This window comes from Streptomyces sp. NPDC048644 (genome assembly GCF_043199105.1).
GTDB lineage: Bacteria > Actinomycetota > Actinomycetes > Streptomycetales > Streptomycetaceae > Streptomyces.
Genome location: NZ_JBICVO010000008.1, coordinates 64,274 through 86,207 on the forward strand (window position 1 = coordinate 64,274; position 21,934 = coordinate 86,207).

Annotated in this window: 20 protein-coding genes; 7 read left to right on the forward strand and 13 right to left on the reverse strand. The window is 68.7% G+C overall.

The window, feature by feature from the left end:
• Positions 1-24 precede the first annotated feature (24 nt).
• The 3 genes from ACGFNI_RS19510 to ACGFNI_RS19520 all read right to left on the reverse strand — a co-directional run bounded on the left by ACGFNI_RS19510 (position 25) and on the right by ACGFNI_RS19520 (position 2,695).
• The gene (locus ACGFNI_RS19510; protein WP_393685326.1) at positions 25-684 is read right to left on the reverse strand and encodes a hypothetical protein; all 660 of its coding nucleotides are present in this window, start codon (positions 682-684) and stop codon (positions 25-27) included.
• Positions 685-1,425: 741 nt separating this feature from the next.
• On the reverse strand, positions 1,426-2,445 hold the full coding sequence (locus ACGFNI_RS19515; protein ID WP_393685327.1) for an alpha/beta hydrolase: 1,020 nt from the start codon (positions 2,443-2,445) through the stop codon (positions 1,426-1,428).
• Positions 2,438-2,695 carry a hypothetical protein gene (locus ACGFNI_RS19520; RefSeq protein WP_393685328.1) on the reverse strand — a complete coding sequence of 86 codons (258 nt, stop codon included), beginning with the start codon at positions 2,693-2,695 and terminating at the stop codon, positions 2,438-2,440. Before ACGFNI_RS19520 ends, ACGFNI_RS19515 begins: the two co-directional genes overlap by 8 nt.
• 78 nt (positions 2,696-2,773) lie before the next feature.
• On the opposite strand from ACGFNI_RS19520, the gene ACGFNI_RS19525 reads away from it, so the two are divergent.
• Positions 2,774-3,376: a TetR/AcrR family transcriptional regulator gene (locus ACGFNI_RS19525; RefSeq protein WP_393685329.1), complete on the forward strand. Its 603-nt coding sequence runs from the start codon at positions 2,774-2,776 to the stop codon at positions 3,374-3,376.
• Positions 3,377-3,546: 170 nt separating this feature from the next.
• On the opposite strand, the gene ACGFNI_RS19530 is transcribed toward ACGFNI_RS19525, so the two are convergent.
• From ACGFNI_RS19530 to ACGFNI_RS19545, 4 genes are all read right to left on the reverse strand, one after another.
• The gene (locus tag ACGFNI_RS19530) at positions 3,547-5,220 is read right to left on the reverse strand and encodes an ABC transporter family substrate-binding protein (RefSeq protein WP_393685330.1); all 1,674 of its coding nucleotides are present in this window, start codon (positions 5,218-5,220) and stop codon (positions 3,547-3,549) included.
• Positions 5,221-5,298: 78 nt separating this feature from the next.
• A complete protein-coding gene (locus ACGFNI_RS19535) occupies positions 5,299-7,386 on the reverse strand; it encodes a dipeptide ABC transporter ATP-binding protein (RefSeq protein WP_393685331.1) in 2,088 nt (695 codons plus the stop codon).
• A complete protein-coding gene (locus ACGFNI_RS19540) occupies positions 7,383-8,285 on the reverse strand; it encodes an ABC transporter permease (protein ID WP_393685891.1) in 903 nt (300 codons plus the stop codon). Before ACGFNI_RS19540 ends, ACGFNI_RS19535 begins: the two co-directional genes overlap by 4 nt.
• Before the next feature lie 52 nt (positions 8,286-8,337).
• Positions 8,338-9,321 (reverse strand): ABC transporter permease, encoded by a 984-nt coding sequence (locus ACGFNI_RS19545; RefSeq protein ID WP_393685332.1) that lies wholly within the window; start codon positions 9,319-9,321, stop codon positions 8,338-8,340.
• 566 nt (positions 9,322-9,887) lie between these two features.
• Between ACGFNI_RS19545 and ACGFNI_RS19550 the strand changes: the two genes are divergently transcribed.
• Positions 9,888-10,109 (forward strand): hypothetical protein, encoded by a 222-nt coding sequence (locus tag ACGFNI_RS19550; RefSeq protein WP_393685334.1) that lies wholly within the window; start codon positions 9,888-9,890, stop codon positions 10,107-10,109.
• Positions 10,110-10,193: 84 nt separating this feature from the next.
• Here the strand turns inward: ACGFNI_RS19550 and ACGFNI_RS19555 are convergent, their stop codons facing one another.
• A complete protein-coding gene (locus ACGFNI_RS19555; RefSeq protein ID WP_393685335.1) occupies positions 10,194-11,786 on the reverse strand; it encodes an MFS transporter in 1,593 nt (530 codons plus the stop codon).
• A gap of 102 nt (positions 11,787-11,888) precedes the next feature.
• A complete protein-coding gene (locus tag ACGFNI_RS19560; protein ID WP_393685336.1) occupies positions 11,889-12,326 on the reverse strand; it encodes a cupin domain-containing protein in 438 nt (145 codons plus the stop codon).
• 763 nt (positions 12,327-13,089) lie between these two features.
• On the opposite strand from ACGFNI_RS19560, the gene ACGFNI_RS19565 reads away from it, so the two are divergent.
• Together ACGFNI_RS19565 and ACGFNI_RS19570 are read left to right on the forward strand one after the other, a co-directional pair.
• Positions 13,090-14,016: a LysR substrate-binding domain-containing protein gene (locus tag ACGFNI_RS19565; protein ID WP_393685338.1), complete on the forward strand. Its 927-nt coding sequence runs from the start codon at positions 13,090-13,092 to the stop codon at positions 14,014-14,016.
• 464 nt (positions 14,017-14,480) lie between these two features.
• Positions 14,481-14,852 (forward strand): response regulator transcription factor, encoded by a 372-nt coding sequence (locus ACGFNI_RS19570; protein ID WP_393685339.1) that lies wholly within the window; start codon positions 14,481-14,483, stop codon positions 14,850-14,852.
• A gap of 247 nt (positions 14,853-15,099) precedes the next feature.
• Here the strand turns inward: ACGFNI_RS19570 and ACGFNI_RS19575 are convergent, their stop codons facing one another.
• From ACGFNI_RS19575 to ACGFNI_RS19590, 4 genes are all read right to left on the reverse strand, one after another.
• A complete protein-coding gene (locus ACGFNI_RS19575) occupies positions 15,100-15,513 on the reverse strand; it encodes a response regulator transcription factor (protein ID WP_393685340.1) in 414 nt (137 codons plus the stop codon).
• Positions 15,514-15,899: 386 nt separating this feature from the next.
• Positions 15,900-16,571: a transferase hexapeptide repeat family protein gene (locus tag ACGFNI_RS19580; protein WP_393685342.1), complete on the reverse strand. Its 672-nt coding sequence runs from the start codon at positions 16,569-16,571 to the stop codon at positions 15,900-15,902.
• Between the two features lie 30 nt (positions 16,572-16,601).
• The gene (locus ACGFNI_RS19585; RefSeq protein ID WP_393685344.1) at positions 16,602-16,904 is read right to left on the reverse strand and encodes a chorismate mutase; all 303 of its coding nucleotides are present in this window, start codon (positions 16,902-16,904) and stop codon (positions 16,602-16,604) included.
• Positions 16,897-17,607, reverse strand: a complete 711-nt coding sequence (locus ACGFNI_RS19590) for an AfsA-related hotdog domain-containing protein (protein ID WP_393685346.1) — start codon at positions 17,605-17,607, stop codon at positions 16,897-16,899. Before ACGFNI_RS19590 ends, ACGFNI_RS19585 begins: the two co-directional genes overlap by 8 nt.
• A 461-nt stretch (positions 17,608-18,068) precedes the next feature.
• Between ACGFNI_RS19590 and ACGFNI_RS19595 the strand changes: the two genes are divergently transcribed.
• The 3 genes from ACGFNI_RS19595 to ACGFNI_RS19605 all read left to right on the forward strand — a co-directional run bounded on the left by ACGFNI_RS19595 (position 18,069) and on the right by ACGFNI_RS19605 (position 21,856).
• Entirely contained in the window at positions 18,069-19,073 is a 1,005-nt protein-coding gene (locus ACGFNI_RS19595; protein WP_393685348.1) for a prephenate dehydratase, read from the forward strand.
• 20 nt (positions 19,074-19,093) lie between these two features.
• Positions 19,094-20,485, forward strand: coding sequence for a class II 3-deoxy-7-phosphoheptulonate synthase (locus ACGFNI_RS19600; RefSeq protein ID WP_393685349.1), 1,392 nt, complete (start codon positions 19,094-19,096; stop codon positions 20,483-20,485).
• A 258-nt stretch (positions 20,486-20,743) separates the two neighbouring features.
• Positions 20,744-21,856, forward strand: coding sequence for a selina-4(15),7(11)-diene synthase (locus ACGFNI_RS19605; RefSeq protein WP_393685351.1), 1,113 nt, complete (start codon positions 20,744-20,746; stop codon positions 21,854-21,856).
• Positions 21,857-21,934 lie beyond the last annotated feature (78 nt).

A 21,934-nucleotide genomic window follows, 5' to 3' on the forward strand; every position in this document is an offset into this window, starting at 1 on the left:
ACAGTGCCGCACCAGGACGGACGATCAGCGGAAGTCGACGGGGATGTCGATCTCGCCGGGCCCATCTTCGTACGGTGGTTCGATTCCGTCCATTTCAAGAGCCGGGAGAGGAATACGCCGCTTCCACTTCGTGACGTACCCGTCCTCGACCTCGCCGGGCAGCGACAGCTCGTTGTGGATGTGAACCTTCGCACCCGCCCCGACCCGGTACGAGACAAGGAACCAGACCTGGAGCCGATCGGTCTCCTCGGCACTCAGGACGACCTCGTCCCGGCGCACGGGGTGAGGGAAGAGTGCAGGCTGATCGTTTGCCATGGCGGCCCGCGCGGTGGCCGCGCCGCGCCTGCGCAGGTTCCGAGGAGGATTCCCACGCTCGCCCGTCGCCGCATTCCCCACCATGACGCCGATGGCGATGGTCTTCTCCGGATTGCAGACCAGCTCCAGGTGGTCGTGCAGAAGCCGCTTCCAGCCCTCGTGCTGGATGTGCATCTCACGAACGATCCGGACGTGCTCCTGGTAAGCGCGAGTGCCGGCTGTGTTGGCCGGGTGATTCGGAGTCGCGGAGCGGCGGGCAATCTCACCCGCTCGCAGGGCGGGGTGCAGATACTCCAGCTTGGTGCCGAGGGCGGCAAGCCGCACACCATAGCCGTCAGGCTCGGGTACAGCGACGGGAAGGATGGCCATTCAGCCTCCGGGGCTCGGTGGACACGATGAAATCTCATAAGAACGCTACCGCAGATGTGGTTCCATCCTTATAAGCGTCGCACAGCAAGTCCGCGTTGCACCACGAGACTTGACCATCCTCAAGATGGCCTGAGCCACCACCTTCGCCGCCAGCGCCTGCCACCGCTCCGTCCCCGGCACTACCCACTACCTGACAGAACTTCACCCCGCCAGCCCACGACGGACGACTGACGCTGGGCTGCTGCACCACGTGCCGCGGATCGTCGACAGCTACGACTTGGCAGAACCGTCCTGGCAACTGGCGCCGCCATCGACCGCGTCGACGCCCGCCGCGCGTACTTCTCCCCCTCCTGCATGTAGCACGCATCAGCGAGCACCGGTGACTACGTCCACTGAAGCCTGTTTCCGGCGGCTGGGCGGCTGGCCGGCCCGGAAACGGCCCGAAGTTTGGAGCGGTCTCTCGTGCCGGCGGTACAGGTGGCCGCGGCGATGAATGTTGTGACGGCACGCCTGCCCAGGGCACGGCGGCTCAGCACGGGGGCTCCTCGGTCGATGGACAAGGAAGAGCTCCACTGGCTACCGAGTTGCGGCAGCCGGACGAGGAGATTGCTTGTCGTATGACCCGGATGGGGTGCGAAGGGCCGGGGAAAGGGGCTTTGCATGGCCTCAGTTCACCGGTCTCTTGCCGCTCGGCCTTGAGCAGGTGGTACGCCTTGGCCGCCCGTGGTCGCGCCCGTCGGGTCAGGCCAGCTTCGCGAGGACGGCGGCCAAAGGGGCCGGGTCGAGAGGGCCCAGGTGCGGGGCCGGCAAGGAGTGGACGTCGAAGCGGTTGTGGGGAGTTGCCGTGTCGGCCTCCTTGATCATCCGGTTTTGGAGGGCGAGCGGGAGACTGCGGTCGCGGGTGAAGCGGATGTAGCTGCGGGGGATGCGGCCCCAGGTCGCCGGATGGCCACGGGCGTCGTCGTTGATGAGCGAGGCCGATTCGTCCGGCTCGAAGGTGTTGAGCGCGTTGCGGAAGGCCGCGTCGTCGTAGTCCGCTGCGAAGGCGGCCTTCGCCTTGGCGACGAAGTCGGCGTCCGCGGAACGCCAGTTGTTGCGGAGTACTCCGGTCCGCTCGGGGCTGCCCACGCTCGGAATGGTGGGGAGCAGCGTCGCTCTGCCCTCCGGGACCAGGAAGCAGTCGAGGATGGTGCGCATCCGGACACAGCAGAACGCCGACAGGTACACCAACCGCGCTATCGCGTCCGGCACCTGGTTGCCCACCCGGGTGATCGTGGCGCCGCCCATGCTGTGGCCGACCAGGATGACCGGCCCCTGCCGGGCCATGCGGCGCACGACGCCCGCGACGTGGCGGGCGTTGTCCTCCAGGGTCGTCCCGGCCAGGACCGGTGAGGGTGCGGTCGCGAACGCCGCCGGGTCCTGTGGCGCCTGGTAGGAGAGCGGGAAGTTTCCCTGTGCTCCGTGGCCGGGGAGATCCACGGCCAGGGCGCGGTGGCCCGCCAGGGTGAGTGCGGCGATCAGGGGGGCGAAGGCGTAGGCGTTGCCGTTGGCGCCGTGGACGAGGAGGAAGGCCGGCCGGTCCCGGACGGTGTCCCTCTCGCGCCCGGCGTACGTGCTGAGCGCAACTCCCGCCGCGGCGCCCGCCCCCACCCCGGCGATGACCGCCCCTGCCCGCAGCAGGCCCCGTCGGCCGACCGCACGGGACGCGGCGCGCTCGGGTGAACTCCCGCCCTGCGACGGGGTGTTCGTCGGCTCAGGCATGCGCACGCCGTTCCGCGCCGCGCGTGACCAGCGCCCAGCCGATGAGTGCCGCGCCGACGGTGCCGATGGCCAGGTCGGTCCACTGCGGCAGCCCCGCCCCTCTGAGCAGGCCCGCCACGCCGAAGCTGGTGCTCCATATCGCCTCGCTGAGGGCGGACCCGAAGCCCTGCACGAACAGGATCGACCCCGCTAGCCAGCGGGCGCGCTGCCTGCCGGTGTCGTCCCGCCGCCTCGTACGCCTCACGGTCATGCCGATTCCTCCGGTCGTCGAACCCAAGGGATTTGATACGTGCGTATCAATATGAACGTATCATATAGGCTTGGCGGCATGCCCAAACAGGTGGATTACGACAGTCGACGGCGTCAGGTCGTGGCGGCGGCTTTCGCGCTCGTCAGTGAGCGCGGGCTGGAGGGGGTGACCATGCGCGATGTCGCCACTCGGGCCGGCGTCTCGGTGGGCGCCGTGCAGCGGTGCTTCTCCGGCAAGGAGGAGATGGTGGTCTCCGTCGTGGAGGAGATGAACCAGCGGGTCAGCGCACGCGTGCAGGGCCGGATCGCCGGCTCCGTCACCCCGGAGGCGGCGGCGACGATGCTTGAGCACACGCTCGCCGGCATCGTGCCGCACGACGAACAGAGCCTGGCGGAGACCCGGGTCTGGCTCGCCTTCACCGCACACGCGTCCGTCACGCCCGGCCTGGCGGCCGTCCAGCGCAAGCAGTACGAGGGCCTCACGGAACTCGTCGCGCTGCTGCTCCGCACGGCGCAGGAGGCCGGCGATGTCCGCCCCACCGCCGATGCCGACCAGGAGGCGGACGCCCTGATCGCCTTCGCCGACGGGCTCGGCATGCAGGTCGCGGTGGGGCGGCACACCCCGGATTCGGCGCAGGCGGCGCTCGGCCGCCGACTCGCCGCGCTCCGGGCCCCGGAGTGAGCACAGGGCACGTCCGCCGGCCCGGGTGACCGAGTCGCTACGGCGGTGACCAAGTCGCTACGGCGCTTCAACTCCGCCTGAAAATGGCGCAGGCCGAGTTTTTGTCGCGCCGATGGCGTCCGGTGTGGTGGAGCCGGGCGCCTCCATCACACCGGATGCCTGAGGGCGCCTTACTTCTGCCAGCCGACCGTTTCCGGGAGGGGGGTGTAGAAGATGGTCGCGCCGACGTTGGCGAGGCCCTTTTTCACGCCGTAGGTGGAGGGGCCGCTGTAGAGCGGCAGGAAGGCGTACTGCTGGAGGGCCTTGCGTTCGACCTTGTTGACCGCTGTGGCCTGCTTGCGGAGGTCGGCGATCTGGGTGGTGGCGCGGATTTCCTTGTCCAGGGCCGGGGTGCCCGAGCCGGTGATGTTGGCGTCGCGGTCCGAGCAGTAGAAGTCGCACAGGTAGCGGGCGCCGAAGGGATCCATGGAGCGGTTGCCCGAGAGGAAGAGGTCGAACCTGCGGTCGCTGATGATCTTGGCGAAGTCCGCGTCGTCGCCCTTCTTGATGACGAGGTGGATTCCGGCGGGCTTCAGCATGGCGGCGAAGGCGCCGGCGGTGGCCTTGCCCAGCGGGTCGTCGCCGAGAAGCGTGTAACCGACTTCGAGCTTCTTGCCGTTCTTGACGCGGATGCCGTCCGCCCCCGGCTTCCAGCCCGCCGCGTCGAGCGTCTTCTTGGCCTTGTCGGGCGCGTATTTCAGCACGGCCGAGACATTGTCCTCGTAGCCCTTCTGGAAGCTGAACAGCACGGCCGATCCGGGCAGCGGTTCCTTGTAGTCGAGCCCCTGGAACTGGATCCGCGCGATCTGCGGGCGGTCGATGCTCTCCACGATGGCCTTGCGGACGGCCGTTTCCGAAAGGACCGAGGATTTCGTGTTGAAGTGCAGCGAGTATTCGAAGGGGCTGCCGCCGCTGCGGATTTCCGTGCCCTTGAGTCCCTTGATCTGCTGGAGGCTCTCCGCGTCGACGGCGGATGTGTAGTCGAGCTGACCGTTCTTGAAGGCGTTGACCCCCGCTGTCGACTCCAGGTTGACGTAGACGCGCTTGTCGAGCTTGCCCTTCTTGCCCCACCACTTCGGGTTGCGGACGAAGGTGATGTTGCCCGAGTGCGTGTCCCACGTGCCGACCGTGTACGGGCCTGCGCCCCACTCCGGGTGGGCCTTCTTGACGTACGCCGTGTTGAAGTTGTCGACCGTGGCGGCCTTGGGGTGCAGGAAGGTGGTGAACAGGGTCGGCCAGGAGGCGTTGACGCCCTTGAAGGTGATGACGGCCTGCTTGGCGCTCTCGCCCTGCTCGACCGAGGTGATCCGGTCGTAGCCGTCCGTGGACGAGGCGGCGAAGTCCTTGTCGGAGCCGTTGTTGGCCTTCCAGGTGGCTTTGATCGCCTGCCAGTCGATCGGTGTGCCGTCGTTGAAGGTGGCCTTCGGGTTGATCGTCAGGGTGACCCTCTGGTTGCCGCCGTCGACGGTGACCTTCACGTCCTTGTAGTAGTCGGGGTTGTACTGCACATCGCCGGTGGGCGAGTACGTGATCGCGTCGGCGTTGTACCAGCCCCAGACCCGGGACGCGGTCAAGGTGGCATTGACGTTGAACGGGTTGCCCTGCTCGTCGAAGGTCCCGACCGTGGTGTAGGTGCCGCCGTCCTTGACCTTGTCGTACGGCTGGGGGTTGTAGTCGACGGCGGCCGACGCGGCCTTGGGGTTCTTGCCCGGCCCCGCCGCGTCCTCCCCTGAGGACTGGCACGCGGTGGCGGCGACGGAGATGGCGGCGACGAGGGCAACAGGCAGGACCAGCCGTGCGCGCATGGCGAAAGGGTTCCTTCGGGTTCGGTGGAGCGGAAAGGGAAGCGGCCTGGTGGCGCCCCGGAAGGGGCGGGGCCGGTGTCAGACCACGTGGCAGGCGTACTGGTGGCCGGGCTGTCCTGCCACGTCGGACGGTGCGGGGCGTTCCGTACGGCAGCGCCGGCGCACCTTCTCGTCGGCGAGACGGTAGAGGGGGCAGCGGTCCACGAAGACGCACCCCTCGGGCACGCGGGTGGCGCTCGGCTGCTCGCCCTCCAGCACGACGCGTTCCCGGGCGCGTTCGCGCTGCGGATCGGGCACCGGGATCGCGGACAGCAGCGCCCGGGTGTACGGGTGCTTCGGGTCGGAGAAGAGCGTTTCGGTGTCGCCGGTCTCCACGATGTGGCCCAGGTACATCACCGCGATGCGGTCGGAGATGTACCGCACCACGGCCAGGTCGTGGGCGACCACGAGGTAGGCGAGCGCGAGTTCGCGCTTGAGCCGCGCCAGGAGGTTGATCACCCCGGCCTGCACCGACACGTCGAGGGCCGAGAGCGGCTCGTCGAGTACGAGGAGTTTCGGCTCCGTCGCCAGGGCGCGGGCGATGCCGACCCGCTGGCGCTGGCCGCCGGAGAGCGCGGCCGGGAAGCGGTCGCTCACCGCTTCGTCCAGGCCGACCAGCGCCAGCAGTTCACCGATGCGGGAGCGGATCGACTCGCGGTCCCGCCCGATGGCCTGCAAGGGTTCGGCGAGCAGTTGGAAGACCGGCAGCCGCGGGTCCAGGGCGCCCAGCGGGTCCTGCATGACGATCTGTACGTCCCGCCGCAACTCCCGTATGCGGGCGGCCGAACCGGCCGCGCCGACATCGGTGCCGGCGATCTCGATCCGCCCGCCCTCGGGCTGCTTGAGCCGGAGGATCTCCAGCAGCGTCGTGGTCTTGCCGCTGCCCGACTCGCCGACCAGGCCCAGGGTCTCGCCGGCCCGCAGCTCGAAGCTCACTCGGTTGACGGCGTGCAGCGTCCCGACCCGGCGCTTGAGCACGGCGCCCTTGGTGACGGGGAAGGTCTTGACGAGATCGTCGACGCGGAGCACCACATCGCCGGCCGGGGCGCGGTCGGCGTGCGGATCCAGCGCGTCGCCTGCCGCGGTCCCGGCGGGGTCGAGCGATCCGTCGGCGATCTCGTCGGCGCGCAGGCAGGCCACGTCCCCGTGTCCGGACAGGGCGCGCAGCTCGGGTTCGGCGGTCCGGCACGCGTCGACGGCGACGGCGCACCGGCTCGCGAAGGGGCAGCCGGCCGGGAGGCCCACGAGGGCGGGCGGCTCGCCGCCGATCGGGACCAGCGGCCGGTGGACCCCGCTGTCCACGGTCGGCACGGCGGCGAGCAGCCGCGCGGTGTACGGCATGACCGGCCGGCGGAACAGTTCGTCGACCCCCGCCCGCTCCACGAAGCGGCCCGCGTACATGACGGCGATGTCGTCCGCGTGGCCGGCGACGACCCCGAGGTCGTGGGTGATGAGGACGAGTCCGGCGCCCGTCTCCTTCTGCGCCAGCCGCAGGACGTCGAGGATCTGGGCCTGCACGGTGACGTCGAGTGCGGTGGTGGGCTCGTCGGCGACGAGAACGGACGGCTTGTTGGCGATGGCCAGGGCGATGACGACGCGCTGGCGCATGCCGCCGGAGAACTCGTGCGGGAAGGACCTGGCCCGGTTGCGCGGGTCGGGGATGCCGACGAGATCGAGCAGTTCGACGGCCTGTTCCCAGGCTGCTCGCTTCGTCAGGTTCTGGTGGATCCGCAGGGTGTCGGCGAGCAGTCTGCCCACGGAGAAGATCGGTGTGAGCGCGGACAGCGGGTCCTGGAAGACCATGCCGATGGCCTTGCCGCGTACGTCGGACAGCGCCTTGTCGCCGAGGCCGGCCAGGTCACGTCCGCCGAGCAGGACCTGCCCCGTCAGGGCGGCGGACGGCGGCAGCAGCCCCATGATGCCCATCGCGGTGGCCGACTTGCCCGAGCCCGACTCGCCGACGACGCCGAGGGTACGGCCCGGCAGCAGGTCGAAGCTGACGCCGCGCACCGCCTCGACGGGCCCGGACTCGGAGGGGAAGGAGATCCGCAGGTCCCGCACCGAGAGCACGGGAGTGGTGGTCTCGGTCGGCAGTGGCGTCCTGGGGAGGGTCGTCGCAGATGTCATCGTCGGCCTCCAGCCGCGCCGGTCACGGATGTGGGGTCCAGGGCGTCGCGCAGTCCGTCGCCGATGAAGGTCATCGACACGGTGAGCAGGACGACCAGGCCCGCGGGGAAGGCGAAGAGCCAGGGGGCGCTCGTGACGGTGCTCGCGCCGTCCGCGAGCATCGTGCCGAGGGAGACGTCCGGTGTCTGGACGCCGAATCCGAGGAAGGAGAGGGCGGTTTCGCTCAGTACGGTCGCGACGACACCGAGCGTCAGGTTGACGATCAGGAGCGAGCCGAGGTTGGGGATGATGTGCCGCAGGATGATGCGCAGCGGGCCGACGCCCATGAACTCGGCGGCCGTCACGTAGTCCCGTTCGCGCAGTGAGGTCGAGACGGACCAGATCACCCGGGCCGTGGACATCCAGCCGAAGACCGTCAGGACGACGATGAGGATCCGCCAGTCGCCGGCGAGGCGGTGGGACACCAGGGCGAGGATGAGGAACGAGGGGACGACCAGCAGGAAGTGGATGACGGCGAGCGTCACCCGCTCGATCCGGCCTCCGAAGTACGCGGCTCCGGAGCCGATGACCGCGGCGACGACGATGGTCAGGACGGAGACGCTCACGGCGATCACCAGGGAGCGCTGGAGTCCGTGCACGGCGGAGGCGTAGACGTCGTTGCCGCCCTGATTGGTGCCGAACCAGTGGGTGGCGCTGGGTGGTTGGGTGAGCGCGGCGAAGTCCGCGTCGGAGTAGGTGTACGGGGAGAACAGGCCGCCGAACGTGCTGAACAGCACCAGCAGGACGAAGATCACCACACCGGCGACGGCGAGGCGGTTGCGCAGGAATCGCCGCAGGTAGAGCCGTCCGAGGCCGAGGTTCCCGGCGTTCTTGCGCGCGCGGGGCGCCGCTTTGGGCACCGGGTCGGCCGCCGCACCGGACGAGGCACCGGTGGTCACGTCTGTCGCCACGTCAGCTCACTCTCACTCTCGGGTCGAGGAAGACCGTGGCGATGTCCGCGAGGATCGCGCCGATCGCGGTCAGAGCGGCGGCGAAGGCGGCTGTGGCGACGGTGCCGTGCACGTCGTTCTTGCTGATGGTCTGGATGAAGTAGCGGCCCATGCCGTTCCAGCCGAAGATCGTCTCGGTGATGACGGCGCCGGTGAAGAGGGCCGGGACGCTGAACGCCACGGACGTCGCCGTCGGGATGAGCGAGGTCCGCAGGGCGTGCCTGCGGATCGCCTGGGCCCGGGTGAGCCCGGTGGCTCGGGCGGTGCGCACGAAGTCGGCGTTGATCGTGTCGAGCAGCAGGGAGCGCTGCGTCAGGTGATATCCGACGTACCCCATCAGGGTCAGGGTCAGGGTCGGCAGGATCAGGTGCAGGAAGCGGTCGCCGATCGTCGGGAGCAGTCCTTCGACGTTCGGGGAGTTCTCCCCTGCGACGTAGAGGAAGTGCAGCCCGGCGTGCTGGTTCAGCCAGATGGCGACGAAGACCACGGCGAGCGCGGCGACGGACGTCGGGATGTTGAACACCGCGATGGAAACGGCCTGGGAGACCCGGTCCGCCCAGCCGTATTGCCGCGACGCCGTGTACACACCGAGCGTGACGCCGATGACCACGGACAGGATCGTCGCGATGACGACCAACTCCGCGCTGACCAGGGACCGGTAGCCGATTTCGCCGTTGACGGAGACGCCGGTGGGGGACTTCCCCCAGTCGAAGTCGACGACCACGGAGGTGAGCCAGTCCCACCAGCGCCGCACCACCGGCACGTGCGGGTCCAGGTTGTACGGCGCGAGGGCGCGGGCGATCTGGGCCTCGCTCCGGACGGGCCGCAGCTCCTTGAAGTTCGACCGCGGGTCCAGGAACCAACTGGCCAGAAAGTACGTGGCGTTCGTCGCCACCACGATCATCAGGAGCCATCCCGTCGCCTTGCGCATCACATAGCGCACCACGCGCGGCACCTCCTCCGCCCATGCACGAGGCGCGCCGATGAGGCGCCGGGTCTGCGGGACGTATGCATGTGCCAAGGAGCTTTCTGACGAGACGGAACATGAGCACAAACGTGCGAGCGTCAGTCTGGTCCGTACCTTGGCGCCGGCACCAGGGCTTGATCGTTTCTGCCACGAGGCTGAAATGTCGCTGTAGCAAACGGTGAGTTCCCGCTGATCTCGGACAATGCGTTCTTACGGCGGCGAGAGGGGGAGAAACCCCTTCCCTCCCTGGGGCGGCGGCTCGTGGGCGGCAGCCGTTCTCGGACAACGTCGCCCGACTCGCTGCGGAAACCACCGCCCCACCTGGGTACGACCGAGGTCGAGCCGCCCGGCCGGCTACGGGCCATCGACGGATCCGGCCTCACGTACTGGTTCCTCGACCCGCCGGCCGCGCTCCTGCCCACGCCGGATCCGGCCCTTCCGCCGGGCTTCGGCGAGGCCCACCACGGGGCGTACCGCTTCTACCGTGAGGTTGTGGCCTGCCCTTCGCCCGCCGCCCGGCGCAGGAGGGCGAGCCGGAGGACGTGGTGGCGCTGTCGCGTGAGCTGATCGCCCAGAACCACGTCGAGATAGGCCGGGCGGACGGCAGGGCCGCTGTCCTGCTCACCGTCGGAGGGGCACTGCTCGGGCTCCTCCTGGTGCACCGCCCGCCCAGCACGTTCCGGCCGCACCCGCTGTGGTGGACGGCGACGGTGACGACGACCGTGGCCCTGCTGTTCCTCCTGGCGGCGCTGCTGTCCGGTGGCTGAGGCGCTACGGGCCGGCTGGCCGGCGGTTACGGCCCGGTCCGGGTCGGCCGCGTGCTTGGCGGGCGGGGCGGCTGGTCAGGACCGTCAGTCCTGCGCCGGGGCCGGGGCCGGGGCTTCGGAACCGTCGGCGGTCGCCTCGGCCGTGGCCGGCTTCTTTCGGTACCACATGATCACCAGGACCGACGTCACCAGGACCGCCCCGGCGATCACCAGGAAGCCGTTGTCCATGGCGTCGGTGAACGCCCGGATGACCTGGGCGTGTTCGGTGGGTCCTACCTGTTCGGCCGCGGCGAGCGCGCTGGCGGTGGAGTGGCGTACGGAGTCGCCCTTGGCCAGTACCGACTGCGGCAGGTGGCCGGAGAGCTGGAAGCTGAGGATGGTGCCGATCACTGCGACGCCGATCGCGCTGCCGAGTTCGCGGGTGGAGCTGTTGATGCCGGAGCCGAGGCCCGAACGGCTCGCCGGCAGCGAGGAGATGATGCCGATGGACAGCGGCGGCACCGCCATGCCCGTGCTGACCGCGAAGACCAGCAGGTAGACGACGTACAGCCAGTACGGGGTCTGCGGCGTGGCCAGTGCGAGCAGTACCAGCCCGCCCGCGGTGCCGAGCAGGCCGACCGTGACGACGGGCGTGGAGCCGAAGCGGTGGGTCAGTTTCAGGCTGTTGCGGGAGGTGGTGAACGTGCCGAGCGACAGCGGCAGCACGCCCAGGCCGGCCAGCAGCGGCGAGAAGCCCTTGGCGTACTGGAGGTACTGCGCGTTGACGTAGAACAGCGCGAAGACCGCGACGAAGGACATCATGATGCCCAGCGCCCCGGCCCGCAGCCGCGGTTCGGCGAAGACCCTGGGGTCCATCAGCGGGTGCGGATGGCGCAGCTCGTAGCGGACGAAGACGGCGAACAGCACCACCGCCGCGAGGAGGGCCACCAGCACGGGGACGGAGGTCCAGCCTCGTTCGGGCGCCTCGATGACGCCGTAGAGCAGCCCGACGAAGGCGGCTGCCAGCAGGACGGAGCCGCCCGGGTCCAGCGGGCTGTCCTGGGTGGCGGTGCGCGGCGAGACCTTGGCCGTCAGCAGCAGCAGGAGCAGCGCGATGGGCACGACCGTGAGGAACAGCCCCTGCCACGGCAGGAATTGGAGTACCAGGCCGCTGATCGCGTTGCCGATGATCCCGCCGAGTCCGCTCATGGCGGTCCAGGTGGCGATGGCCACGGGCTTGCGCTCATCGGCGAGGACACCGAGGAGCAGGGACAGCGTGTTCGGCAGCACGAAGGCCGCGCCCGCTCCGGTCACCGCACGGGCCAGCAGCAGGATCGTGATGTTCGGGGCCGCGGCGGACAGCAGGCAGCCCGCGGCGAACAGGCCGAGCCCCACCATCAGCGTGCCCTTGCGGCCACGGCGGTCCCCGATGGCGCCGGCCGGAATCAGCAGGCAGGCGAAGACGATGGCGTAGGCGTCGACCACCCAGAGCATCTCGGTCGACGAGGGCTGGAGAGCGCTGGCCGACAGCTTGGGGACCGCCATGTTGATGGCGCTGATCATGCCGAAGACCAAGATGACGCAGGCGCACATCACGGTCATCAACGCCCGGTGCCCGCTCGGTCGTCCGGCGGCTTGGGCAGCACCATCGGCGCCGCCGCCGATGGCCCTGTCCGTGGCGCCCTGCCTGGTGGTCACACGGTCCTCCTGTGAACGTCGATCGGGACACATCCAGGCTCGCGGGCGAGCGCGCGTTAGTACAGTTACAAAATTCTCACTAGCCTTAAGCGGCGCTTGAAGCTACTTGATGCCCTTGGTGAACTTCGGCTCGTCCACGTCCACCACGATGTTGTCCGGCACCCGGCTCACCAGCACGATCAGCCCGGAGGTCTCGCTCCGGTTGGCCTCCACGTGCACCAGCTCGGGCGGTACGTAGACGAAGTCGCCCTCTTCCAGGTCGAGGTGGTATTCAAGGCTGTCGCCGTAGTGCATACGGGCCTGGCCCTGAAGTACGTATCCGGCGGTTTCCGCAATACCGTGATGGTGAACAGAGGTGGCGACACCGGGCGGCGTGTAGACCTTGCCGAGCCAGATGTTCTGTGCCCCTGCCGACTTCTGGTAAATGCCGCCCATGCGCTGGACTTCCGGAGACTCATCGGCGTCCGGCGACATGTCCCAGCCTCGAACGACCTGAATTCCTCGCAGCTTCGGGTTCTTCGCCTCGTCCCGCTCAACCACCGAATTCTCCATTCTGTGGGGTTCCCGCGTACTCGCGCTCCGCGGAGCGCAGACCGGCTTTCGATCTCAGCTTCTGCCGCCAACTCCGGGGGCGACAGTCGTCCGTTGGACGTAATCCTTATGGTCGATTGCCAGCGCCGTTGATCTCCATCAATGCTGGATACAACGACTATCCGGACCGACCGGTAACCGGCTGGTCAGCGCACTCGCACGACCGGTTCAGGCCGACGCCACGCAGCGCCGGGGCCCGTCCACCGATCAATCTCCGCCATCCCGTCCAGGTTCCTGACACCCGCCGCCATCGCCGCCGTCTTCCCGCAGGACACCCGAGCCGCCCACGGGCCAATGGCATCCACGAAGCCACGGAAGGGAGCGCAGCCCTCAACTCCCTGGTCAGGACCGCGACATGGCCTTGGCTGATTCGTACGCACCGCGGCCGGTTCGCATCTTCTATCGTGGGGTTGAAGTTTCCTCGTCCGTCCGGGCAACGGCCAGAAGCGGCGCACCGGAGCCGCGGTGTCTGCTCAACCGGCTGCGAAGAGGCGGAATATGCGGTATTTGGAGCCGGACTGACGAACAGTCGCTCTGACGGGGCGGCACGAGGGAGTGGACGGGATGTCTCGCAGCGGGACCGGGCACATATCGGGAAGTTCACGCGGGGTACGGGTCGGCCCCGGTTCGAGTCCGCTTCGGCCGGCGGACGGAGCGGCGCCCCCTCGCGTGGCCGGCGACACCGCCCGCCGTTCTGAATAGGCTTGACGACATGCTGGACTTCCGACGACTCCACGTCCTGCACACGGTTGCCGAAGCCGGCTCCATGACCAAAGCGGCCGAAATTCTCGCGTTCACACCCTCGGCGGTTTCGCAGCAGATCAGCGCCTTGGAACGGCAGGCGGGAACCCCTTTGGTGGTCCGGCTGCGCCGCGGGATCCAACTCACCGAAGCAGGCCGGTTACTGGCGGAGCACACCTCGGCGCTGCTGGACAGGCTCGACACCGCGCAACGCGAACTCGACGACCTGGTGCACCTGCGGGCCGGCCGGCTGCGCATGGCGACCTTCCCCACGGCGAGCGCCCGCCTGCTCCCTGAGGCCATCGCCACCTTCCGGCGCACGCACCCCGACGTCGAGCTGACCCTGCGCAGCCACCCGTCCGACCGCAGCCTCGAACTGCTGCGGTCGGGGAGCATCGACCTCGCCGTCGTCTTCACCTACGCGTTCGCCGACGTCATCGACCTGCACGATCTGCACACCGTCCCGCTGGTCCGCGACGTCATGCACATCGTGCTCCCCGCGGATCACCGGCTCGCCGGCGCGCCCACGGTGAGCGTCGCGGATTTACGCGGCGAATCCTGGATCCAGAACCACGATCCCCTGTGTTCCCGCATGCTCACGCACATCTGCGGGCTGGCCGGCTTCACTCCCCGTGTGGTATTCGACAGCGACGATTTCACGACCGTCAGCCGGCTTGTCGAGGCCGGCCTCGGCATGGCCGTCGTGCCCGACATGGCCACCGATCAGATGACCAGCGGAGTGGTTCTCAAGCCTCTGCAACAGCAATTCTCGCGACAGATCTACGCGGTGACCGCCGAGAAGGCGAATCCGGCGACCCTGGGAATGCTCGGCATACTGACCCGGACGCACCGCGCCCCACGTGCGCGGCGGGAGCCGGTCGCCGCCGTCAGCGGTTAGACCTTGCGGGTCGGTGCGGCAGAACGGCCTTCCTCCATCGGTGAGTTCACGCTTGGTCGCCTCCGGGCCGACCACCCGCCGCACCATGTCCCGGTGCTCGTGGTCCTGTTCGCCGAGGTAGCGGAACTGAGCATGCCGGTTCGGGCGTCTCACCTCGGGGGCACGAAGCTCCGCGCCGGAGATGCGGCGGGCAGGGCCGATGGCACCGTTCCGACGCACCTGGGACCGCGGGCCGGCGCAGACCTTGGCATACGAGATCGCTCATGAAAACGAGGAAACTGGGGACGGCCGGCAAATAAGAAGTTCAGCAGCGGGAATCCAACGGCCGGGGTACGCCGTGTGTCAGCAATGTTTCCTGCACCTTTCCTGGATCCGTCGTACCGGGATAGCCGGGCGCGAGAGGCAACACGAAGATCATTGACAGTGAATGAGCGGCTTGCTAGCGTATGCAAAGGGGTTCGAAAATGAGTTCTCAGCTGCCGGACGAGTGGGAGGACGAGCCCCACGCGACGCCTGGCGACGACCGTGATCCGCCCTCCGGGGAATGGGATTCAGCGGATCAGCCGGTCGCGGACAGGTCGGATCGCCTGCAGCTGACGCCCCGGGAAACCGAGGTGATGCAGAGCATCGCCATCGGTTTATCCAACCGAGCCATAGGGCGCGCGCTAGGAATCTCGGAGCGTACCGTCAAGGTGCACATCCGGTCCATATTCATCAAAATGAACGTCTCCAGCCGCACCCAAGCCGCAGTTGTCGCGCTCCAGAACGGCCACATATCCCTGCCTGAGCCGAACCCCGATCCCGATCCGGACCCGGGTACGACGCGCCCGCTGTAAAAGTGAGCCGCGGCGGGCAGTGGCCGGCCGTGCCGGGAACGGCGCCGCCCCGCGGGGCGGCGCACGAGGCGGGCATCGCCGGAATTCCAGCTTTCAGTCGTCCTTAATGCGGGGCGACAATCCGTCACTGGACTCACGGAGCGCCACCGGCCAGCATGGATTCATGACCTTCGCGGCGTCTCACCTCTCCCGGACCGGCGGAATGTCCGCACCCCGCCGGGTCGATCCGCACGGCCGGCAGGGCTGGTCAGGCCAGGGACACCACGCCAAGTCGCAGCCCGGCCATGGCCGCCTCGGTGCGGGATGCCACACGGAGTTTCGCGAATATGGACCGGATGTGCGCTTTGACGGTGTGCTCGGAAATTTTCAGATCCCGCCCTATGCATCGATTCGATTTTCCTTGTATAATCGCGGCCAGGACTTGGACCTCACGCCCTGTCAGGTCTTTTCTGCTGCGGCCGTGACTCTTTGTCATCGGTAAGCCGTGCACACCGTTCAATGGCTCCACAGCTCCCTTTCGGGCCGGGCGGCCTCCATCGCCTCCTACGGTCAACTCGTTTGCCGCGGTTTTGACGAAACGCTGAAGTTTCACTGTCGGGGCAGATGCCTCGTTAGTGGGCATGACATCCGTCATCTCCTGGGAACTATTACCGCAAGTCATGCTTGACACGTAAAGCCGACCACGCCGTCGGAGTCAGCTCCGAACGAACCACAGTCCTTCCCGGTAATTACTTGCGCAAGGCACAAATATACCCTGCCGCGACCGGCCATGGCGGTTCATTCGATAATGGTTACAATTCTTTGGGGATCGTGAAGCGGGGCGAAACGTGCGGGAATCGCCGGTGCAATCCGCCGCCTTGTCGGGACGTCACCGGAAAACACGGCGGTGCGCTCGCAAACGGCTGTCAGGATGATGTGCCGCGCAACGCACTCTTGGACCACCCGTCGGCAATCTGACAGGCGGCCCAAGAGGGCATGCCGGGCACCCGGCTGAGAGTCGGAAGAGGTGTCGGATACCCGGGCGAAGCGGAATTCAGGTTCTGCCGGTCAGTTCTTCTCCCCGCTCGTGGCAGCCGATGACGTCCCTGCTCGGTGCTGCTGGAGGGGCACATGTGCCGGCGTGCCGCCGGTGACCACCGCGTCGAACACCTGACGGTCGCCGGTGCCGGATTCCGCCGCGGTCCACTCCCGCGCCTCCGTCTCGCGGAGGGTCTCCCGTGAGCGGTCGGCGAGTTCCTGGTAGAGCCGTGTCCCGTTGGCCTTCCAGGACAGCTCTTGTTCGGTGAGTTCACGCTGCACTCGCGCGGGGCTGCCGACCGCCAGGTGCCGTGCGGCCACCTGGTCGCCGGATTTCACGAAGCTGTTGGCGCCCACGAACGCCAGCTCACCGATCGTGGCACCATCCATGATCACGGACTTCATGCCGATGAGCGCCCCGCGCCCGATACGGCAGCCGTGGAGCACCGAGCCGTGTCCGACGTGCCCGTCCTCTTCCACCACGGTGGATGTCCCCGGGAAGCAGTGCACCACGCAGCCGTCCTGGATATTGGCGCCCGCCTCGATCCTGATTTCCCCGAAGTCACCACGCAGGCTGGCCAGCGGTGCGATGTAGCAGCCCGGCCCCACGGACACATTGCCGATGAGCACCGCGTCGGGGTGGATGAAAGCGGTCGGGTGCACTCGCGGGGCGATGCCGTCGATCTCATAGAAGCGGGCCAACGCGCTGTTCCTCTCGTCCGTTGTCCGATATCAGGCGGCCGAAGGCCCGGTCTGCGGCAGCTTTCCCCGGCACAGCGAAAGGACCGCCGACGCCACCTGCCGGCCCTCGTCCGCCAGGACGTCGCCGTAGCGTGCGAGGACGATTTCCTCGCGCGAGTGGTCAAGTCCGGGTCCGCCGCTGCCCTTGCGTATCCGTTGAATCTCGCTCGACGTGCGGCGCCGCTCCGCCAGCAAAGCGATGATCCGGCCGTCGAGGTCATCGATGGCGTCCCGGTGGCGGCGAATCTCCGCCGCCGCGTCCGGCGCGGTCACCGCCACATCGCTTTCACGCATCGGCGGTTCCCGTGGCAAAAGCAGCCGCCTGCTTGGCCCGCCGGATTTCCTTGCCGTCGACCACGCCGGGGGCGAATGCCGCCAGGTCGACCGTGGTCGTGGCGGCGGGCCGGCCGGCCTGTTCGATCGTCACGGTGACCTGCATGGGAATCCTGGTGGATTCCGACGCGTCGACGCTGTCCACCCGCAGCCTGACCTTGGCCGCGACCGGGAAGAGGAAATTCCCGAACTTGGTGCTCATCTCGTTGATGACGATGTAGTAGCGCTGCTGCGGCCATTTGGTCAGGAAATGGTCCTCGATGACGGCGAGGAACATCTGCCGGCTGGCCTCGACCGCCACCATTCCCTGGACGTGCACCCGGTCCTGGACGTCGACGAGCAGTTCGTTGTGGTCGTGCAGCCGCAGATCCGCGGTGAACTCCTCGGCGCTGAGCCGTTCCAGGGCGGAGATGAGCACGTTGTCCTGGCGCGCCTTGTGGACATGCTGGCGTCCGACCAACTCGGCTTCGCCGCCGGTCAGTTCCACGTCTATCTTGAGCCCGCGGCGCTCGGCGGCGTCCCGCAGATAGGCCACGGAGTAGTCGTCAATTCCCTGACCTGCGTGGACGGCCAGCGCCTCACCGGTTCCGTCGTGGTCGCCGTGGTCCAGGGCATGGACGAGCTCGGAGAATGTCGTGGCACCCACGGCACGCGCGAAGTCCACGAATCGGTCTCCGACAACAAGCAGAGAGCTGGCTGTCTCGACTGTCATGCTTCCTCCAGGTTGTACCTGATTGCTATCGGACGGCCGTGATGCGTCCGGAACCGTGCAGCGCTGAGCGGCAGGCACCGGAATGAGTAGCTCCAGCATCTAGGTCAGGCCCGGCGCACGGTAGTTGGCCTTAAGGCGTACAACGGTCCGTCTAATACTTCCGGGCTAAGGCTCACCGGTTCGGCACCGCCCCGCCCGCCGGTCGCGGATCGGCGAACCGGCGTAGTTCCCGGGACGTAGGTGATTGCCTACACGCCCAACAGTCGACTGTTGAGACCTCTTGCGCTTCCGCACTCTGGAAAAGGCGTCGATTCACCGTAACCGCCTGCCGGGCAGCGCGTCCCGGTGGCGAAAGAACCAGGCCACACGCCTTTTCTCCCCCCATTTCCGTGCCGAGAGGCGGAGTTTCCCTGATGGCTCCAACCACCGCGGGTAGGCATGCTTCGGCATCCGTCGCAATCCCGCCCCTTGGCGGTGTCCTGCACGAGGGCCGCGTATCCCGCAACTCCGGGCCGCTGCTCGGCATTTCCTACCTCGGGCCCGAAGGAACATTCACCGAAATCGCGGCCCGCAGCATCTCGGATTCCGGTGCGCGTCTGCTGCCGAAGGCATCGGCGGCCCAGGCCCTGGACGCGGTGCGCCACCAGGAGGCGGAAGCGGCCGTGGTGCCGCTGGACAACACGGTCAGCGGTCCGGTCCCCGGCACCATCGACGCACTGACCGGCGGCGGACCGTTGACGATACGTCAGGAAGTCCGGTTGTCCGTGCTCTTCTCGCTCCTGGTGCGGGCGGGCACGGCCGCGGAGGACATCCGCACCGTCGCGGGCCATCCCCATGCCCGTCCGCAGGTGCGCCGGTGGCTGGCGGACCGGCTGCCGTGGGCGCGCTGGGTGCCGGTGGCGTCCAACGCCGCGGGTGCCCAACAGGTGAGCGAGGGGCGGTACGACGCGGCCGTCGCGCCGCACACCGCGGCCCGCACCTACGCGCTGACCAGCCTCGCCCAGGGCATCCAGGACCACGAGGGCGCCAGCACCCGCTTCGTCCTCGTCACCGGCTCGCCCGGCCGGCCGCAGCCCGCCGCCGCCCACCGCACCACCTTGCTTGGCCGCGTCACGGGCGATCCCGACACCGTCAGGGAGCGCATCGAGGACGTCTTCGGCGGCGCCGGCCACCGTCCGCTCCTCCCCCACCGCACCCACGTCACCGCCGGTTCCGACGGGCCCGCCGCGGTGCTCATCGACTGCGCCGGGCACACGGCGGACCCCCTGGTGCGCACCGTCACCGCCGAACTCATCGACCGGCTGCCCGAGTTGCGTTCGCTCGGTTCCCATCCCGTATCCGACACGCCTCGGGCAACCGGCCCCACGGACACCCCGAGCCTCGCGCGCCTCCACCACCCGTCCCCGAACCACGTCTGAATGCGGGGTCAAACCACTTCATGGACACCTTCAACAGCCCTGACACCCAAGCGCCCTGGCAGGCTCTGCCGGCCGTCCAGCAGCCGGAATGGCCGGACCCCGACGCCCTGCGTGACGCGCTCACGCAGCTGTCCGCCCTGCCGCCGCTGGTCAGGCCGCCGGAATGCGACGCGCTCCGTTCCCGGCTCGCGGACGTGGCGAAGGGCGATGCCTTCCTCCTCCAGGGCGGCGACTGCGCCGAAACCTTCGCCGGTGTGGGGGCGCAGGCCGTCACCGACAAGCTGGAGACGCTGGCCCAGATGGCCCTGGTCATCGCGTACGGCTCCTCGTCGCCCGTCGTCACCGTGGGGCGGATCGCCGGGCAGTACGCGAAGCCGCGGAGCAGCCCGACGGAGACGAGGAACGGGGTGACGCTCCCCTCCTACCGGGGCGACTGCGTCAACAGCACCGCGTTCACCGCCGAGGCCCGCACCCCGGACCCGCGGCGGCTCGGCCTGATGTACCAGCACTCGGCCGCGACCCTGAACCTGGTGCGCAGCCTCACCGCCGCCGGATACCCCGAACCGGCACAGGTCCAGTCGAGGAACCGGGAGTTCGCGCTGCGTTCACCGATCGGCGAGCGGTACGAGCGGCTGGTCGGCGAGGTGGAGACGGCGCTCGCCCTGGCGCACGCCTACGGCTGGGAGCGGCCCGCGCGCGCCGCGTCACCGTTCTTCGTCAGCCACGAGGCGCTGCTCCTCGACTACGAGCAGGCGCTGACCCGGGTGGACCCGGCCACCAAGCAGGGATACGCGGGCTCCGGGCACATGGTGTGGATCGGCGAGCGCACCCGCCGGACGGACGGCGCGCACGTCGAGTACGCCGCCGGGATCCGCAACCCCATCGGCGTCAAGCTCGGCCCCACCGCGCGCCCCGAAGAGGCCCTGGCGCTGATCGACCGGCTCGATCCGCACCGCGAGCCGGGCCGTCTGACGTTCATCGTCCGGATGGGCAGCGACCGCGTCCGCGAGGCCCTGCCCCCGCTCGTCGAGGCGGTACGCGACAGCGGAGCCCTGGTGGCGTGGGTGTGCGACCCGATGCACGGCAACACCTACACCGCTCCCGACGGGCACAAGACCCGTCACGTCGACACCATCGCCGACGAGGTGGCCGGCTTCTTCGATGTGCACCGCGGCCTGGGCACGCATCCCGGTGGCGTCCATCTGGAACTCACCGGCGAGCCGGTCACCGAATGCGTGGGCGGCGGTGAAGGCATCGGGCCCGACGATCTCGCATCGCGGTACGAGACCGCCTGCGACCCGCGGCTGAACCGTGGCCAGTCCATGGATCTGGCGTTCCTCATCGCCGAGATGTACGGCCGGGAGGAGAGGGCAGGGGCCACCGCTGCGGGGGTCTCTTCGTCCAGGGGGTAGGCGGCATCACCGGCCGTTCGGGCAGCGCCTGTTGGTGGTGCCGGCCGCCGGTGAACAGCTCCTCGATGGTGCCGTGGGCGCCGCCGCCGACCCCTGCCGCGGCGGCGTCTTCGCGGGCATCCGCAGGTGAAGGGCCTATTGGTTCGGCCGTGGGCAGTGCGTACTATGCGCGTTAGTTGATCACTACAGGAATGCCGCGGCGTTCCTGCTGACCGACACGCCGGCGCCGGGCCGGGACTGCCGCACGAGGACTGAGAGGTGATCGCAGTGGAGGCACTGCGCGTTCCGCCGACGTATGCGCCGATCCCGGCCGCCATCCATCCGCAGCACGAAGCCATCGAGGCGCGGACCACGGCCTGGGCGCACCGGCTGGACATCGGCTCCCCCGAACTGCGCAGCCGTCTGGTGACCCACAGCATCGGCACCTTCGCCTCCCGGATCCTCCCCGAGGGCCGGGAGGAAGTCGTCGGCCTGCTCGCCGACTTCGTGCTCTGGCTGTTCGCCGTCGACGACGGCTACTGCGAGGAGGGCGAACTCGGCCGGCGGCCCGGCGACCTGATCGCCGCCACGCACCGCCTGCTGCGCATCGCCCAGCTGCCCGACGCCCCCATGCTCACCGACGACCCGCTGGCCAGGGGGCTGCGCGACCTCCAGTCGCGGATGACGCTCTACGGGACACCGGCGCAGGTGGCGCGCTGGATAGACGCGCTGCGCGAATACGTCTTCAGCGTGTCCTGGGAGGCCCACTACCGCGTCGACGGCCGCGTCCCCGAGGTGAACGACTACACCCTGATGCGTCTGTACAACGGCGCGACCACCGTCGTGATGCCCCTCCTGGAGATGGGGTACGGCTACGAACTCCAGCCGCACGAGCGCGATGACGCACTGGTCCGCGCGGCGGCCGACATGGCGTCCTTCATCATCGTGTGGGACAACGACATCTTCTCCCACCACAAGGAAAGCCGTTCCGACGACGCCTACTACCTCAACATCCTCAGGGTCCTCCAGGACGAGGAAGGGCTGAGCCCGCAACAGGCGCTGACCTGCGCGATCGGCCAGCGGGACCGCGTCATGACGCTGTTCCTGCGACTGCGCACCCACCTCGAACAGCAGGCGAGCCCGCAACTACGCCAGTACCTGCACAGCCTCAGCGCCTACATCCGCGGCGCCCAGGACTGGGGCATCACCTCGCTGCGCTACACCACACCGGACGACCCCGCCGGCCTGCCGACCACCCTCAGCGATTCGCCCAGCGACAGCAGTCCCGAGCCGCTGGACATCCCCGTCATCGCGCCCTGGTGGAACCTGCTCCCCGACCCGGCGCCGCACCGGGCCGCCCTCGCTCCTGAGCGCGCCGCGCTGACGGTCTGACGAAGCCCCTACGGATCTCGCGCCCCACCCGCCCCATGCTGCCCCCGGGCCATGCGATGGGATGGAGGGGGCTGGCTG